At 45.5% G+C, this 16,094-nt stretch carries 16 protein-coding genes; 3 read left to right on the forward strand and 13 right to left on the reverse strand.

The window, feature by feature from the left end:
* Positions 1–12: 12 nt before the first annotated feature.
* Complete coding sequence (locus tag ACF8EG_RS06615) at positions 13–2,361, forward strand: PilZ domain-containing protein (RefSeq protein ID WP_069507389.1); 2,349 nt, start codon at positions 13–15, stop codon at positions 2,359–2,361.
* 42 nt (positions 2,362–2,403) lie between these two features.
* Here ACF8EG_RS06615 and serB read toward each other — a convergent pair whose 3' ends face one another.
* The gene (gene serB / locus ACF8EG_RS06620) at positions 2,404–3,384 is read right to left on the reverse strand and encodes a phosphoserine phosphatase (RefSeq protein ID WP_020841223.1); all 981 of its coding nucleotides are present in this window, start codon (positions 3,382–3,384) and stop codon (positions 2,404–2,406) included.
* A 91-nt stretch (positions 3,385–3,475) separates the two neighbouring features.
* On the opposite strand from serB, the gene ACF8EG_RS06625 reads away from it, so the two are divergent.
* On the forward strand, positions 3,476–4,081 hold the full coding sequence (locus ACF8EG_RS06625) for a YtjB family periplasmic protein (RefSeq protein WP_005481596.1): 606 nt from the start codon (positions 3,476–3,478) through the stop codon (positions 4,079–4,081).
* 86 nt (positions 4,082–4,167) lie between these two features.
* Here ACF8EG_RS06625 and deoD read toward each other — a convergent pair whose 3' ends face one another.
* The 10 genes from deoD to ACF8EG_RS06675 form a co-directional block, all read right to left on the reverse strand.
* Positions 4,168–4,887: a purine-nucleoside phosphorylase gene (gene deoD / locus ACF8EG_RS06630; protein WP_005456104.1), complete on the reverse strand. Its 720-nt coding sequence runs from the start codon at positions 4,885–4,887 to the stop codon at positions 4,168–4,170.
* 139 nt (positions 4,888–5,026) lie between these two features.
* Positions 5,027–6,247 (reverse strand): phosphopentomutase, encoded by a 1,221-nt coding sequence (locus tag ACF8EG_RS06635; protein WP_005456086.1) that lies wholly within the window; start codon positions 6,245–6,247, stop codon positions 5,027–5,029.
* Between the two features lie 68 nt (positions 6,248–6,315).
* On the reverse strand, positions 6,316–7,644 hold the full coding sequence (gene deoA / locus ACF8EG_RS06640; RefSeq protein ID WP_005494080.1) for a thymidine phosphorylase: 1,329 nt from the start codon (positions 7,642–7,644) through the stop codon (positions 6,316–6,318).
* 97 nt (positions 7,645–7,741) lie between these two features.
* Positions 7,742–8,518, reverse strand: coding sequence for a deoxyribose-phosphate aldolase (gene deoC, locus ACF8EG_RS06645; protein WP_005456105.1), 777 nt, complete (start codon positions 8,516–8,518; stop codon positions 7,742–7,744).
* A 581-nt stretch (positions 8,519–9,099) separates the two neighbouring features.
* Positions 9,100–10,383 (reverse strand): NupC/NupG family nucleoside CNT transporter, encoded by a 1,284-nt coding sequence (locus tag ACF8EG_RS06650; protein ID WP_005456066.1) that lies wholly within the window; start codon positions 10,381–10,383, stop codon positions 9,100–9,102.
* A gap of 204 nt (positions 10,384–10,587) precedes the next feature.
* Positions 10,588–11,361 carry a TatD family hydrolase gene (locus ACF8EG_RS06655; RefSeq protein WP_069507390.1) on the reverse strand — a complete coding sequence of 258 codons (774 nt, stop codon included), beginning with the start codon at positions 11,359–11,361 and terminating at the stop codon, positions 10,588–10,590.
* On the reverse strand, positions 11,348–11,545 hold the full coding sequence (locus tag ACF8EG_RS06660) for a DUF5363 family protein (protein WP_005456108.1): 198 nt from the start codon (positions 11,543–11,545) through the stop codon (positions 11,348–11,350). Before ACF8EG_RS06660 ends, ACF8EG_RS06655 begins: the two co-directional genes overlap by 14 nt.
* 84 nt (positions 11,546–11,629) lie before the next feature.
* Positions 11,630–13,219, reverse strand: a complete 1,590-nt coding sequence (gene prfC, locus ACF8EG_RS06665) for a peptide chain release factor 3 (protein ID WP_005456063.1) — start codon at positions 13,217–13,219, stop codon at positions 11,630–11,632.
* Between the two features lie 121 nt (positions 13,220–13,340).
* The gene (gene rimI / locus ACF8EG_RS06670) at positions 13,341–13,796 is read right to left on the reverse strand and encodes a ribosomal protein S18-alanine N-acetyltransferase (protein WP_005494078.1); all 456 of its coding nucleotides are present in this window, start codon (positions 13,794–13,796) and stop codon (positions 13,341–13,343) included.
* A 65-nt stretch (positions 13,797–13,861) separates the two neighbouring features.
* Positions 13,862–14,260, reverse strand: a complete 399-nt coding sequence (locus ACF8EG_RS06675; RefSeq protein ID WP_045626651.1) for a DNA polymerase III subunit psi — start codon at positions 14,258–14,260, stop codon at positions 13,862–13,864.
* 51 nt (positions 14,261–14,311) lie between these two features.
* Between ACF8EG_RS06675 and ACF8EG_RS06680 the strand changes: the two genes are divergently transcribed.
* Positions 14,312–14,761 (forward strand): hypothetical protein, encoded by a 450-nt coding sequence (locus tag ACF8EG_RS06680; protein ID WP_005456073.1) that lies wholly within the window; start codon positions 14,312–14,314, stop codon positions 14,759–14,761.
* A gap of 67 nt (positions 14,762–14,828) precedes the next feature.
* Here ACF8EG_RS06680 and ACF8EG_RS06685 read toward each other — a convergent pair whose 3' ends face one another.
* Together ACF8EG_RS06685 and ACF8EG_RS06690 are read right to left on the reverse strand one after the other, a co-directional pair.
* Entirely contained in the window at positions 14,829–15,332 is a 504-nt protein-coding gene (locus tag ACF8EG_RS06685) for a GNAT family N-acetyltransferase (RefSeq protein WP_017447717.1), read from the reverse strand.
* Positions 15,316–15,843, reverse strand: coding sequence for an SCP2 domain-containing protein (locus ACF8EG_RS06690; protein ID WP_025631465.1), 528 nt, complete (start codon positions 15,841–15,843; stop codon positions 15,316–15,318). The genes ACF8EG_RS06685 and ACF8EG_RS06690 overlap by 17 nt, the downstream gene beginning before the upstream one ends.
* Between the last annotated feature and the right edge of the window lie 251 nt (positions 15,844–16,094).

Here is a 16,094-nt window from a genome sequence, read left to right on the forward strand (position 1 = left end):
CTAACAGAAATAATGCAGCAATCTGAAATTCTCTCGCTCGCTGAAAGACTCATTCCCGTTTATGGTTCTGAAGACTTTGATTTTGTCCTTGGTCAATTGACCGAGGAAGAGCCGCCGTCGGCCAAAATCTTAGTGAAGATGGAACTGAACCGTCTTATGGCACCATGTAAGAAGAGCATTGATTTACGTGGTCGCGTCAAAGGCGAATGTCGTGAATATGTTTTAGATGGCATTTCGCATTGGTTGGACGATGTCGCTTTTAATGCTTATCACAAGAATATTAAAAAGTTTGGCACCTACACCGAAGGCATGTGGGAAGCATTGGTCAACACGCGCAATAACTTTCGTGTGATGAGCAAGCTCGCCACGCAGGAAAAGTCTCATTCATTAACCGATCCTAAAAGCGCCTTTCTCGCAGAACCGGTTCACCTCGGTTACGACTTAAAACGCCAAGAAAAGCGCTTGAAGGTTCAGTCGCAGGTAGAAATTCGCCGCGCCAAAGGGCAAATCCTTCATGGATTAAGCATCGATTTGTCGAGCTCTGGGGCAAAATTTAAAGTCCCGAGCGCATTTAAATACAACCTTGGTGAAATCATTCAAGTTTCGTTTACCGAGTTTGCAGGCAAGTCGCAAGTCGCGGGCATCGAAAAGCCACTGTCGTATCGAGTATTGGCCGTAGACGATTGCTATGAAAATGATGCAGTGCGCTATCTACGAACCATTCGTCTAACGGAAACCAATGTCGTTGCGCGCGTCATCGACGAAGCATTAAACAGTGCCGCCAAACGCGCACGTCATGACAACCAAGATAAAATCATTCGTGCACGCACACGCGGTTATGAGCACATTGCACTCAAACACACGAGCAACTTACCACTGTTTTTTGATGGTAACGAACTCAAGCTAGCGATGCTGACACCAAACAACCAAAAGTTGTGGCAGTACTGGCACGATGAGAGAAATCAACAAGTCTTTGGCTCCTTGTTTAACGAGCAACGCGTCGCTTCTTTGATCAAACAAGGCGTGAAAGGCACCAGTAACGTTTTGTACTCGTTTACTCATGAACATGAAAACAAAACGTACTTCTACTCGATGCTTAGACCCGAAGCGACTCGCGAACAACGCCAGCTGTTTTGGCATTTAGGGGCAAAGCGAGAAAGTTGGCGTGCGTTTCGAATTTCTATTTTTGAGTTATCTGAGCAAGAGAAAGAAGATCTCGCACTATTCTCTCCAGAGTTAGCCGAAACCTCTCAGTCACTGACTCATATCGGAATTTTGCAAGAAATCGCTGACGAAAAGTCGGGGCAAGATTACCTATTAACAGAAAAGCCGCGTTTGCCAGCCAACACGTTAAATGCCTTTCGTCATCCTCGAAAAATCACTGGCAACCCTAAAGGTATCTATTTCGATGCTCAATCGCGCCGTAAAGAACCACGCTATCGATTCAAAACGCCGCTTGAACTCAGTTCGGGTGAGTTAAAAGCAGCAGGTTCAACCGTTGATATTTCTAAGCGAGGCTTGGGGATTCGTTTAGATGAGCCAACGATGTTACGCTCGGGACAAGAAGTGCAAGTTAACTTTCGTGAGTTACAACTTTACGATAAAAAGCTGCCTCTCATGGCCGTTCCATATCGCGTTATTCGAGTCAGCCCTGACGGTTGCAGCGTACAATTGGTTATTGATGAAAACAGCAAAACGATCCGTGTGATCGCTTTCTTCAACAGCATCATTGAACACAACCAAGATAAGCTGATCCCACAAAAAGAGATGTTACCAAGCAACGCATTACTGGAAAGACTGCACAGCGTTTTGCTATCAAGGACGTTAAGCACACCTATCTTTATCAGCAAAAGTACAGCGTCGGCACTAAAAACTCCGGTGGTTGGGGTGAACCTGCCGTTGCCAAAACACATTGAGTTGTTTGCACGCTTGGGTCACGACCAAAAGTTCTCTTTAGAGCCAATTTTTAAAGGCCGCTCTAGCACGCTGATTGCTGAACCAATTAAGCGTGTCGACGGAGCACAAGCAAGACACCAAGACATCTACATTAGTGCAGCGAAAATCGGCAATAAGATCACTGCTATCGAATCCAAGCTGCACCAAGAATTTAATAGCGTGAAAGAGCGAATTCAGTTCATCAAAAAAGCGCGCATGATGGGCGATTTCTATGTATTTCGAATGTCCACCGCACCCATTTTTGATCCTATGACGTCGCTGCTACGACAGGACTTGAGTGACCTTACTCAGTTTGGCGTTCATCAAGCCAGTAAACTAGAAAAGGAGCTGACGGCTTTGGTTGGCTACAGCGAGTTTGAAGACATAACCGAAGAAGTCGTCGTGCGACTTGAACTAACGGAATAAAAAACACCGCCAAGATAGGCGGTGTTTTTCTTTCTGATTCTATTAAGGCTTCGCTTTCCAACTGATTTTTTGCTGCTTCACGAGCGCGCCAGACAAAATACAGAGTACCCCACCTAACCCAGCAAAACGCACCGAGGTTTGTGCTTGTGCCTCTACTTTAGGTTTCGCGTGGTAGGCAATACCAAGGCCTGCGGCGGACATCATCACTAAGTCGTTAGCACCATCACCAACGGCAACGGTATTATGCTGTTCAATTTCGTATTCATCCGCCAGTTCAACCAAAATATCGGACTTGGTTTGCGCAGATACCACGTCACCAATCACTTGCCCTGTTAACTTTCCGTCAATGATCTCAAGCTGATTTGAACGAGCAAAGTCTAGACCGACTTTCTCTTTGATGTAATCAGAGAAATAAGTGAACCCACCAGATGCAATGGCGGTTTTCCAACCGAGCGCTTTAAAGGTCGCAATCAACGCTTCAAAGTCTGGCATGAATGGAAGCTCAGAACGCACTTGCTCTAAAATCGCTTCATCTGCGCCTTTTAGTTTACCAACCCGTTGACGCAAGCTTTGTTCAAAGTCCAACTCACCTTGCATCGCACGTTCAGTCACTTCGGCGACTTCTTCCCCTACTCCAGCCAGTTTGGCAATTTCATCAATACATTCAATTTGAATCGCTGTGGAATCCATATCGAACACCACTAAGCCAGGCGCAGAGAGATCCGGCACTTCATTCAGAGAAGCATAATCAATGTTGAGGCTTTTTAAGATGGTTTCGTGTTGAGATGTTAATTCGCCCGCCATCAATGCTACTTCATACTGACCGACTTTCCATGTTTCTAACACCGGGTTATAGAAACCAGTGAAGAAGTCGATATCTTCAAAATGGCGAGGGGAAAGATATTCAGCAAAAACGATCCAATTCGCTTTCGCTTTATCTAACTGGGTAGCAAATCGAGTTTCGGGCAGTCGGTTTAAAAGTGTCGTATGTTTTCTGATAGGCAAGCTTTTTGACGCGTCCATGTATATAATCCCTTATGACTTTGCTAAAACGTTACCTCAACAAACTAAAAAGGCAAGTCTTTGTTTTGTTTTAAATGGATGAGTAAAGAGCATGAGTGAATCCTTGTTCTCAGTAAGGAATGCCCTGCGAATTCTGGCACTAATCCTACTGTGCGTGATGTTATTCATCACCATCAAAAACAGTGTTGTGATCAGTAAGGGCAACGAGAAGATTCAAGCGCAGCAGCTTGAAACACTCACCAAGGTTTTGATCTCGCAGGCATCTTTGTCTGCCAGCGAAATGATATTAACCAAAGACCAAGAGCGATTGCTTAAGCTGACCAACCAGCTCGCGCAAGACCGTTTGGTATTTGATGCCACGATTTATGACTCACAAGGTGTACGATTAGCATCGAGTGACGAGGCGCTGTCTGTCCGTGAGGTCCTAGGATTAGATACCCCACTAGCCACCGCATCTATTGGTCGCCAGCAATTGGTCGAGCCAGTCCTAGCTGATGGTGCTGTGATTGGTTTTGTACGTGTGACGTTTGAGACAGGCCGAGTGACGGCGATTTCTGATCACCATTATCGTAAGAGTGATCGTTACATGTACATGATGGTCTTGATGAGTTTTGTGTGTGGCATGTTGTTTATTATGATTTTACGTAGACAGCCGATCCGCCGTAAAAAAGCCGAAAACTTGCTGCTGACCAAGTAATTCCAACAGCCAACTTCAAATAAAAAACAGCCCGCTTTGAGCGGGCTGTTTTTTAGTTCTTGAAAGCGAAGACGAATCTTTGTCGCTTATTCTGCGTCGCCTAGCAATACTGAATCTAACGCGATTAGCATCATGTCGTTAAATGTTGTTTGACGCTCGTCTGATGTGGTTTGCTCGCCTGTTTTGATATGGTCAGAAACCGTACAGATTGTCAGAGCTTTTGCGCCGTATTCTGCTGCTACGCCGTAAATACCCGCCGCTTCCATTTCAACACCAACAATACCGTATTTGTCCATTACGTCGAACATTTCTGGATCTGGCGTATAGAAAAGCTCCGCTGAAAATAGGTTGCCGACTTTCACATCAATACCACGTGCTTTTGCTGCATCTTCTGCTGCACGAACCATTTTGTAGTCTGCGATAGCCGCAAAGTCATGGCCTTTAAAACGAATGCGGTTTACTTTTGAATCCGTACACGCGCCCATGCCGATCACAACATCACGTACTTTAATGTCTTCATTCACCGCACCACAGCTACCGACACGGATGATTTTCTTCACACCGAAGTCTTTGATTAGCTCAGTCGCGTAAATCGAACATGATGGGATACCCATACCGTGGCCCATCACAGAGATTTTACGGCCTTTGTAAGTGCCTGTGTAACCGAACATATTGCGCACATCACACACTTGAACAACATCTTCAAGGAAGGTTTCTGCGATGTATTTTGCACGTAGCGGGTCACCTGGCATCAGTACTACGTCTGCGAATGCACCCATTTCAGCATTGATATGTGGAGTTGCCATTTTTCTTTTCCTTAACCTTTCTCTAGCGCTCCGCGCTTAAGGCGATGTAAGCCAGAGTATTCTCATTTCCGACAAGCAGTACTTGCATACTGCAAACATAAAACTAGGAGCATTCAGCTCCTAGTTTTTAATATCCTAATTATAGGAAATTCTTACCGTAATCCATTGGAGAAGTACCGAAGTAGCTCGCCAATGTTTGGCCGATATCTGCGAACGTTTCGCGGCGGCCAAGAGAGCCAGCTGGCACTTTTTGACCGTAAACCAATACTGGAATGTGCTCACGAGTATGGTCAGTACCTGGCCATGTTGGGTCACAACCGTGGTCAGCCGTTAGGATTAGCACGTCATCTTCACCCATCAGTTCGAGCACTTCGTTGATGCGACCATCAAAGTACTCAAGCGCCGCAGCGTAACCCGCTACATCACGGCGGTGGCCGTAAGCGGAGTCGAAATCAACAAAGTTAGTGAATACGATGGTGTTATCACCCGCTTCTTTGATTTGCTCTAGCGTTGCTTCGAACAATGCAGGAATACCTGTCGCTTTCACTTTCTTGGTGATACCGCAGTTTGCGTAGATGTCTGCAATCTTACCGATAGAAACCACATTGCCTTGTTTCTCTTCGACTAACTTTTGTAGAACCGTTGCTGATGGTGGCTCTACAGATAGGTCACGACGGTTACCCGTACGCTCAAATTGACCTTTACCAGGACCGATGAATGGACGCGCGATTACACGGCCGATGTTGTAATCTTCTAGTTCTTCACGAGCAATTTGGCAAAGCTCCAATAGACGATCTAGACCGAATGTCTCTTCGTGACATGCGATTTGGAATACAGAGTCCGCAGAGGTGTAGAAGATTGGCTGGCCAGTCTTCATGTGTTCTTCACCAAGGTCATCAAGAACTTGAGTACCAGATGCGTGGCAGTTACCTAGGAAGCCATCTAGACCTGCACGCTCAAGAATGCGGTCAGTCAGCTCTTTAGGGAAGCTGTTTGCTTTATCTGTGAAGTAGCCCCAGTCAAACAGAACTGGTACGCCAGCAATTTCCCAGTGACCAGACGGAGTGTCTTTACCAGAAGAAAGCTCAGCAGCGTGGCCGTAAGCACCGATGATTTCTGCATCAGCGTCTAGGCCAGGAGCAAAGCGACCTGTTGATTCTTTGTGTGCCATAGCCAAACCAAGTTTAGATAGGTTTGGAAGGCGAAGTGCGCCTTGACGTTTATCGTTATCTGCTAAGCCTTTTTCACACTGGTCAGCGATATGACCTAGAGTGTCTGAACCTACATCACCAAATTCTTTTGCATCAGCAGTTGCACCGATACCGAATGAGTCTAGTACTAAAATAAATGCTCTTTTCATTGCTCTTTCCTTAGGCCCACTCGGCGAATTATTATGGTTGAGTAGGCCTTATGTAATTACTTAATCTTTTAGATGTCTTCTGCACGAATTTGACGGTAAACCTCTGGAGTTGGCGTGTATTCACCACCCACTTTGATTGCACTGCGTAGTGCTTTTGCCGCTTCTTCCCACTGCTCTTCACTGCGAGCGTGGATAACTGCTAGAGGTTTATCGCTATCAGCGACTTCACCCAATCGGATGAAGTTATCAAAACCTACCGCGTAGTCGATTTCATCAGTTGCAACACGGCGACCGCCACCCATAGAAACCACAGCCATGCCGATAGCACGCGTGTCCATTGCAGAGACAATACCTGTTTCTGTCGCATAAACTGGCTTGATGATTTCTGCTTTTTCTAGGTAGTTGTCGTAGTTTTCTACGAAGTCAGCTGGACCGCCAAGACCCGCAACCATTTTGCCAAAGCAAGCTGCTGCTTTACCGTTGTCTAGCACTTCCATCAGTTTCGCGCGTGCGTCGTCTGTGTTCTCAGCCAGTTTGCCAAGCACGAGCATTTCAGCACATGATGCCATCGTCACTTCAAGTAAACGCGGGTTGCGGTATTCACCTGTTAGGAAACGAACCGCTTCACGAACTTCCACCGCGTTACCAGCAGAAGAAGCCAGTACTTGGTTCATGTCCGTAAGGATTGCCGTTGTCTTCGTGCCTGCACCATTTGCTACTGCAACAATAGATTTTGCTAGCTCTTCAGACGCTTCGTAAGTTGGCATGAATGCGCCAGAACCAACTTTTACATCCATCACTAGAGATTCCAGACCCGCTGCCAATTTCTTAGACAGGATCGATGCCGTGATCAGTGAGATGTTGTCTACGGTAGCCGTGATATCACGAGTCGCGTACACACGCTTATCTGCCGGAGCAAGATCGCCTGTTTGGCCGATGATCGCTACACCCGCATCTTTGGTTACTTGACCAAAAACTTCGTTCGTTGGAGTGATGTTGTAGCCAGGAATCGCTTCAAGTTTATCTAGCGTGCCGCCTGTGTGGCCAAGGCCACGACCAGAGATCATAGGTACAAAACCGCCACATGCTGCCACCATAGGGCCAAGCATCAGAGACGTTACGTCACCCACACCACCAGTTGAATGTTTGTCGACAATTGGACCACCGAAGTTCATGTGGCTCCAGTCGATAACCATGCCTGAGTCACGCATTGCACACGTTAGGGCGATGCGCTCATCCATGGTCATTTCATTAAAGAAAATCGTCATAGCAAACGCCGCAATCTGACCTTCAGATACCGTGTTGTTCGCTACGCCTTGAATAAAGAAGTTGATTTCGTCGGCTGTTAGGACTTCGCCGTCACGTTTTTTACGAATGATTTCTTGTGGTAAATACATTAGTGCCTCCCAAGCTCTTTTGAGCCATGGTTGTAGTAGGATAGAAGAGGTTTGGTAGCACCCGTTTAGGTGCTACCGTTCAGACGTATTATTGGAATTAGTACGCTGTTGGATCAGCGACGTCGTCCGACACTTCTAATGTATTTAGTAGGTTGGTTAGCAGGCTAGACGCACCAAAACGGTAGTGACGAGCATCAACCCAGTTGTCACCTAGGATTTCGTCAGCCATTGCTAGGTATGCCGCTGCGTCTTCAGCAGTGCGCACACCACCTGCTGGTTTGAAACCAACAGTTTCTGCAACACCCATGTCGCGAATAACTTCAAGCATCATGCGAGCGTATTCTGGTGTTGCGTTTACTGGCACTTTACCAGTTGAAGTTTTAATGAAGTCAGCACCTGCTTCAATACAGATTTGAGATGCTTTCTTGATTAGTGCTTCTTCTTTTAGTTCACCAGTTTCGATGATCACTTTAAGAAGAATGTCACCACAAGCTTCTTTACATTGCTTAACTAGTTCGAAGCCTACTTTCTCATCACCCGCCATTAGCGCGCGGTATGGGAAAACTACGTCAACTTCGTCTGCACCGTAAGCAACAGCCGCTTTTGTTTCAGCAACAGCGATGTCGATATCGTCGTTACCGTGTGGGAAGTTCGTTACTGTTGCAATGCGAACTTCTGGCGTACCTTGCTCACGAAGTGTCTTCTTAGCAATAGGAATAAAGCGAGGGTAAATACAGATTGCAGCTGTGTTGCCTACTGCTGTTTTCGCGTCATGACATAGTGAGATCACTTTTGCATCAGTGTCATCATCATTCAGCGTAGTTAGGTCCATAAGTTTTAGTGCACGTAGCGCTGCTGCTTTTAAATCGCTCATTTCTATCTCCGATCAATATTCAAAAAATTCACTACTCAGCCTCAAATCACTTCTCTAACTATAATCAACAAGTCGAGATAGTGTGAGAAATTGGCTAAACAGTCTATTTATGAACGGACTTGGTTCCCTGAAGACTCGGCATATACAGCGAAAAATTCATATACCAATTGCTATCCTTGTCACCGCACAGTACCAGTTTGGCCTATGGCACAACAATCTATGATTGCGGTGTCTTTAATATCACATCACACAACGAAACGCCTATTAGATCTGATATTGCAGGGCAATTCATTTGCCCATCGAGTATGTAATATTCACTCTATGATTAAGTGGTTATCGTAACCATGATCTCGTGATTACTACATTATAGATATTCACCGCAAAACTGTAGCACCAAATAGAGCGCAAACGGTTTGTATCTCAAAATTTCCAAGCCGCTATTCCATTGGCTGCGTAAACCAATGTCTTGGGTTTACTCAGCGTAAAAATTTTGGTCCTGAAAAACGAAAAATGCCCCGCAGCAATCTCTTGCTACAGGGCATGGTTTAAAACGGCGTCTATATATTAAGAACCGATTCTAATTAAAATGCTGCAAGGCTTAGGCAGAAACCTGCAATTGTCGCTGCCATAAGGTTAGACAACGTACCTGCAAGAACTGCTTTGATACCCATGCGAGCGATATCTGAACGACGGTTTGGTGCAAGGCTACCTAGACCACCAAGTAGGATCGCGATAGAAGAAAGGTTCGCGAAGCCACATAGTGCGAATGAGATGATAGCTGTTGTCTTCTCAGACATTACTTCACCAGTTGCTGCTACTACTTGAGCGCTGTCACCTAGGTAAGGTGTGAAGTTCAAGTAAGCAACGAATTCGTTGATAACTAGTTTCTGACCGATGAATGAACCAGCAACAACTGCTTCGTTCCATGGAACACCGATTAGGAATGCTAGTGGAGAGAATGCGTAACCTAGGATTAGTTCTAGAGTTAGCTCAGGCATACCGAACCAACCACCGATGCCACCTAGCATACCGTTAACTAGAGCAATCAGACCAACGAATGCGATTAGCATTGCACCTACGTTTAGCGCAAGTTGTAGACCAGAAGCCGCACCGCCCGCTGCTGCGTCGATTACGTTAGCTGGTTTGTCGTCGCCACCGTCCATTGCTTCTTCGATATCTTCGTGAGGCTGATCAGTCTCTGGGTGAAGAATCTTAGCGAACAGTAGACCACCTGGTGCCGCCATGAATGATGCTGCTACTAGGTACTCTAGAGGAACACCCATAGATGCGTAACCTGCTAGTACACCACCAGCTACAGAAGCTAGACCACCACACATTACCGCGAATAGCTCAGATTGAGTCATTTTTGGAACGAATGGACGAACTACTAGAGGTGCTTCAGTTTGACCTACGAAGATGTTAGCTGCTGCTGACATTGATTCCGCACGAGAAGTACCAAGCGCTTTTTGAAGTGCACCACCAAGAATCTTGATAACCCACTGCATTACACCAACGTAGTAAAGAACTGAAATCAGTGCTGAGAAGAAGATCAGTGTAGGAAGAACACGGAAAGCGAAGATGAAACCGCCGCCGCCGAATACTTCGAACATCTTGTCAGAAACAAGACCACCGAATAGGAACGATGAACCATTGTTACCGTAGTTGATAACGTTAGAAACACCAGTAGAGAAACCGTTCAGTAGATCACGGCCCCAAGGTACATAAAGTACGAATGCACCTAATGCGAATTGGATAGCGAATGCGCCACCCACAGTTCTTAGATTGATAGCTTTACGGTTATTAGAAAATGCAAATGCAATAGCAAGAAGCACTACCATACCGACTAGGCTCATAAACAGGCTCATAGTTTATGACTTCCTTATAAGTTATTTATTGGCGTGTTACAAAATGGAGCTATAAAGCGGGGGCAATTATACTCACGCAGAATCAATTAAAGTAATGCCACCCTCACACTTTCTTATAAGATTCATCATTGATTCACCCACCTTTGTGAGTTATCTCACAATAAGCAGGGAAACGTTTTCTATTTCAGACTACATCTTTAGATTTTATTCACAGATAGAGAAAGCAAAATTGCTATTTTCCCACAGCTGAGTGGCAATCGATTGCTTTCGCACACTATGCAACTCTGCGAGCTCATTGAATACATGAATGAGTTTGGCAGGGTGATTCGGCTCCCCTTGATAACCAAGTATAGGCATATCTGGAGCATCTGTTTCTATAACTAGATTTTCGAGTGGTAATCTTTGAATCGCGTCGCGAGTTTTATGGGCTCTCGGATAGGTAATGGTTCCACCAGCACCGATGAAAAAACCTAATCTGACCCACTCCATCCCCTGCTGATAACTACCAGCAAACGCGTGCAAAACGCCACCACGAGGTAACTTCGCCGCTTTGACCATTTGAATGAGTCGATTGTGTGCTTTCCGGCTGTGCAAAATGACAGGAAGATTGAAACGCCTTGCCAGCTCAAATTGAATTTCAAGCGCCCTTTCTTGTAGCTCAGGATCTACGTTAACTGCAAAGTCTAGTCCGCACTCTCCGATTGCCACACACTGTGGCGACTTTTGGTTGAGATAACGTTCTAGCTCTGCAAGGTGCTGCTCAACGTTATCTTCTAGAAAATACGGATGAAAACCGAGCGCGTAATACAAATTGGCGTGTTGCTCTGCCAACGTTTGAATACGAACCCAATTTTGCGGGCCGACGGAAGGAATCAGAATTCTTGCGACGCCTTGCGTTTGAGCAAGCTCAAGTTGATGCGCAAAGTCATCTTGAAACACATCAAAATCAAAGTGGCAGTGCGTATCAAAGAACTTCATCTTGAGACTTTTTATCGACGCCAGCAGACGGAGAGTCAGAAAAAGACAGAGCTTCGCCCTTCTCTTCGTTTTGATGGGCAGGATCTTTTCGATATGGGACGCAGCTGCGTTTTTGATCGGGCGTTAATCCCATTTGTTTACACCAATCGTCGTAACGCTTTAACCCACGTTTGAACCAGTTCATTTTTCTTCCTTATATAAAAACGCCCTTGACTAAGTCTATAGCCAAGGGCGATTTAAAATCTAGTTGCTTTAACGCGGCGGTTGATTAGTGCTCGCGAGTCGCACGGAATTCAACGTCTGGGAAGCGTTCTTTTGCAAGGTTCAAGTTAACCATAGTTGGGGCAATGTACGTTAGGTTGTCACCACCATCCAATGCTAAGTTCGCTTGGTTTTTACGCTGGAACTCATCCAGTTTCTTCGCATCGCCACACTCAACCCAACGAGCAGTCGCTACGTTAACGCCTTCGTAGATTGCTTCAACGTTGTATTCTGACTTCAAGCGAGCCACAACCACGTCAAACTGAAGCACACCTACCGCACCAACGATCAGATCGTTGTTTTGCAGTGGACGGAATACCTGTACCGCACCTTCTTCAGAAAGCTGAACCAAGCCTTTTAGTAGCTGCTTCTGCTTCAATGGATCTTTCAAACGAATACGACGGAACAATTCAGGCGCAAAGTTTGGAATACCAGAGAACTTCAGTGACTCGCCTTGCGTGAAAGTATCACCAATTTGAATAGTGCCGTGGTTATGCAGACCAATGATGTCACCCGCGTAAGCGTGTTCTGCTCGTGAACGGTCACCAGCCATGAAGGTTACCGCATCAGAGATACTTACTTGTTTGCCTAGACGAACGTGGTTCATCTTCATACCTTGAGTGTAAGTACCCGATACGATACGCATGAATGCGATACGGTCACGGTGTTTAGGGTCCATGTTTGCTTGGATCTTGAATACGAAGCCAGAGAACTTGTCTTCTGTCGCTTCAACATCACGCTCAACCGCTTGACGCGTTTTCGGCGCTGGCGCCCATTCAGTCAGACCGTCTAGCATATGGTCTACACCAAAGTTACCCAGTGCGGTACCGAAATAAACTGGTGTCAATTCACCCGTTAGGAACAGTTCTTTATCAAACTCAGGACATGCACCCATTACAAGCTCAAGCTCTTCACGAACGCTTGCCGCTAGGCTTTCACCAACTTTTTCATCAAGTTCTGGGTTATCCAAACCTTTGATGATGCGAACTTCTTGAATTTCATGACCGTGGCCAGATTCATAAAGGATCGTTTCGTCACGGTGAATGTGGTAAACACCTTTAAATTCTTTACCACAGCCGATCGGCCAAGTGATCGGTGCACACATCATACCCAATTCGTTTTCTACTTCGTCCAATACTTCCATTGGATCACGAACGTCACGGTCAAGTTTGTTCATGAAAGTTACGATTGGCGTATCACGCAGACGTGTTACTTCCATTAGCTTACGAGTACGATCCTCGACACCTTTCGCCGCATCGATAACCATCAAACACGAGTCAACTGCCGTTAGAGTACGGTAAGTATCTTCTGAGAAGTCTTCGTGTCCTGGAGTATCAAGCAGGTTTACTAGGCAATCGTTGTACGGGAACTGCATCACAGAAGTGGTTACCGAGATACCACGTTCCTTTTCCATTTCCATCCAGTCAGATTTTGCGTGCTGTGCATTACCACGACCTTTTACAGTACCTGCTTTTTGGATCGCGTTTCCGAATAAAAGGACTTTTTCGGTAATGGTTGTTTTACCCGCATCCGGGTGAGAAATAATAGCGAACGTTCTACGTTTAGAAACTTCGCTTAGAAAAGGTGTATTTGACATGAAACTGGTCTTCTTTGATGTCTGAATGCCTGCTGAAAAGCAAACACGCTTTTTGTAGATTCAATTTTGCGCGGTATTCTCGCCTATTATTGCTTTAGGGGCAACTTCCCGAGTAGTGCGTCTAGTTAAAGAAGAGATAACTCATGATGATCGCGTCTTCTTTTCCATTGCCTGTTTTGGCTGGATAATAATCATAACGACGATCCACTTCGTTAAAACCAGCCTGCTCATAAATATGAATCGCAGGATGGTTACTTTCTCTTACTTCTAGCCACGCGCTGTCTGCTTTGGCTTGCTCACAGTGATTCAGAAAGGCATCCAATAACTTTTGACCGTAGCCTTTTCCTTGTAGAGCAGGGGCAACCGCAATATTGAGTAACGTCACTTCACCCACAATATTTTGTGCATAAAAGTAGCCAACTACCGAGCCGTCTTCGACCATCACGTGATGGCACGCACCGCGACTCGACAAATCGCGCACTAACGACTCTGCCCATGGGTGAGAATGCGCTTGCTGTTCAATTTGCCAAACTTGCTCCACATGCTCACTGCACATTGGGAGAATTTCAATCGTCATGATTTAACCTATTAGGTCGAAATACCGCGCCACAATAGAGCTTGGTATTCGATCTTTTACAAACGTTACGAGTAAGAACAAATTTGCTGCCAAAGTACGCGTTTTTGTTCATTGTTGCCATCAATGTCTTGCAATAACGGCGAGGTTAGCTGCTTAGCATTTTCCATGCTGTTACTTTCACAGCCTGCAAACCATACCCACTCCAAATGATGTTCACCAAGCATTGCAAGGCGCTCAGGCTCGATATGCATGGCTTGTTCAAGCGTTAACTTCATACTTTTAAGTATCTTCTCGAACAGTATCGCTGTCTCATTCGTAGGACAGATGGGTGAGATAAGCAGAAGTTTGCAAGAACTTGGCAAATCTATAGTTGGCGTTTGATAGCCTGCCAACCTTTCTGGATGAATCAACTCCCACGAGGTGATTCCCATTTCGTATAAATACTGTTTCTCGTTAATTGACATTTTTCGTCACCTGTTTGAACGAGGCAATCCTATCAAAAAGTCAGAGGTGTTATGAAGCTTTTCCAATCACTCTTTACTGTGATGATGGTAGCGACCATCAGTTTTTCCACATTTGCGAGCAGCAATAATGATGACTGGGAGCTGATCGCAACCAAGACCGTCAACTTCCAAACGGAGACAGACACCGTTACGCCAAATAGTCTGCTCAAAAACCGTAACTTCAGTAAAATCAAAATAAAGTGCATTCAAGGCACTGTCGATTTAAAAGACATCAAAGTCACCATGACCGACGGCAGCGAGAAAAAACTCACTTCAATGGGCACGCTCACCAACGGAATGTCAACGCGAGCTTGGACACTACCAGGAGCGGAGGACGCGAAACTTAAGCACCTTGAAATGAAATACAGCAGTTGGGGAAACATGAAGCTCGACGTGTTGGGTGTCAGCAAAAAAGCAAAAGTCGAAATCTGGGGCAAAAAGAGAACCAAAAACGCTCAATAAACGTCATGCTTGTCGATTGACTGATGAAAAGCAAACAGCCCGCTATTTCAGCGGGCTGTTTCAGTATTTAAAGCTCTGAGAACTCAGGCGCGTAATCAATGCGTCCAGAACGTCCTGCACATTGGCCCTCGACGAGTTCAGCTACTCGAAACGCACCTTCAGGCACTTCCCAAGCGCATTCAAAGCCCATCTCTTCACCAGCATTGAAACCTTGTCGTGCATAGTAGTTAGGTTCACCCAACACGACACAGACTGGATAACCGAAATCACGCAGAGATTCGAAACCTTCTTTAATGAGTTCAGCACCAATGCCTTGACGGCGATAGTCCTCATGAACAGCCAATGGTGCAAGCCCTTGCCACGACAAATCTTCACCATTTAATGTAACTGGGCTAAATAAAGCATGGCCAATTACCTCACCTTCATCCGTACACGCCACCAGCGACAAGGTCAGCTTGCCGTTTTCACGTAAACGCATCACCAAGTTGGCTTCTGCATCGGTTGGAAACGCATGTTTCAATAGACGGTCAATGGTCAGAATGTCCGCAGGGGCTTCAGTTCGAATAAGCATTCGCTACTCCGGGTTGTTGTGCAGGCTCTTGAACCCCTTTTTGGACAAAGTCAGCCAGTTGGTTCAGCGCTACTTGCATTGCTTTTGGTAACTGCTCTAAGTCGACACTGTCCATCAAGTTTTTCACTTCTAAGCCAAGCTCAGTGTCACCTTCAATTGAAAGGCGACGTTGGAAGAACAGCGTATCAGGGTCTTCTTTACGACCAGCAATCAGTACTAGGTCGTTTAGATTACCACTAAAACTCACATCTTCCTGAACTGGTTTTTCAGCGACGACTAATTTTTCACCTTGATAGCTGATGTACCATGCTAAGTTCAAGTCTTTAATCGCAACTTTTAACCACTTGTCTTCAAGGAATTCAAAGTCGCCATCTTCTAACGCTTCTTTGAATACCATTTTCAGCCCTTCAAGCAAGGCTTTTTGTTGAACTGTTTGTGGTAATAACTGGACTGGAGAACGCAAAATGTTGGCTGCGTTCTTTACTAGTTGACTGCGAATCTTGTTTAACACGTTCATTATCCGTTACTTTGTCATTAGGTCGCTCATATTACGCAATCGCACCACCGCGATACCTGTTATGTATCAATAAACTGTTTGTTTTCAGTTGGTGGTTTATTGTCCACTAACGTGTCGTTTTTTGACCTTACGTGTATTATTGATGCGAACAGCTTGATAAACGCTTTAATAACCGTATTTTCAAAGTTATAGTTATCCGAGCGTATCCTCGTGATATCAAGTCACAGAATAAAGCCGAGTCAACC

It is taken from the genome of Vibrio sp. YQ_11 (assembly GCF_043103065.1).
GTDB classification, from domain to species: Bacteria; Pseudomonadota; Gammaproteobacteria; order Enterobacterales; family Vibrionaceae; genus Vibrio; species Vibrio parahaemolyticus.

Excerpts from the sequence above, each read along its gene's own strand:
- ACF8EG_RS06615 (WP_069507389.1), top strand. The coding sequence starts at position 13 with ATGCAGCAATCTGAAATTCTCTCGCTCGCTGAAAGACTCATTCCCGTT.
- serB (WP_020841223.1), bottom strand. The coding sequence starts at position 3,384 with ATGGACGCGTCAAAAAGCTTGCCTATCAGAAAACATACGACACTTTTA.
- ACF8EG_RS06625 (WP_005481596.1), top strand. The coding sequence starts at position 3,476 with ATGAGTGAATCCTTGTTCTCAGTAAGGAATGCCCTGCGAATTCTGGCA.
- deoD (WP_005456104.1), bottom strand. The coding sequence starts at position 4,887 with ATGGCAACTCCACATATCAATGCTGAAATGGGTGCATTCGCAGACGTA.
- ACF8EG_RS06635 (WP_005456086.1), bottom strand. The coding sequence starts at position 6,247 with ATGAAAAGAGCATTTATTTTAGTACTAGACTCATTCGGTATCGGTGCA.
- deoA (WP_005494080.1), bottom strand. The coding sequence starts at position 7,644 with ATGTATTTACCACAAGAAATCATTCGTAAAAAACGTGACGGCGAAGTC.
- deoC (WP_005456105.1), bottom strand. The coding sequence starts at position 8,518 with ATGAGCGATTTAAAAGCAGCAGCGCTACGTGCACTAAAACTTATGGAC.
- ACF8EG_RS06650 (WP_005456066.1), bottom strand. The coding sequence starts at position 10,383 with ATGAGCCTGTTTATGAGCCTAGTCGGTATGGTAGTGCTTCTTGCTATT.
- ACF8EG_RS06655 (WP_069507390.1), bottom strand. The coding sequence starts at position 11,361 with ATGAAGTTCTTTGATACGCACTGCCACTTTGATTTTGATGTGTTTCAA.
- ACF8EG_RS06660 (WP_005456108.1), bottom strand. The coding sequence starts at position 11,545 with ATGAACTGGTTCAAACGTGGGTTAAAGCGTTACGACGATTGGTGTAAA.
- prfC (WP_005456063.1), bottom strand. The coding sequence starts at position 13,219 with ATGTCAAATACACCTTTTCTAAGCGAAGTTTCTAAACGTAGAACGTTC.
- rimI (WP_005494078.1), bottom strand. The coding sequence starts at position 13,796 with ATGACGATTGAAATTCTCCCAATGTGCAGTGAGCATGTGGAGCAAGTT.
- ACF8EG_RS06675 (WP_045626651.1), bottom strand. The coding sequence starts at position 14,260 with ATGTCAATTAACGAGAAACAGTATTTATACGAAATGGGAATCACCTCG.
- ACF8EG_RS06680 (WP_005456073.1), top strand. The coding sequence starts at position 14,312 with ATGAAGCTTTTCCAATCACTCTTTACTGTGATGATGGTAGCGACCATC.
- ACF8EG_RS06685 (WP_017447717.1), bottom strand. The coding sequence starts at position 15,332 with ATGCTTATTCGAACTGAAGCCCCTGCGGACATTCTGACCATTGACCGT.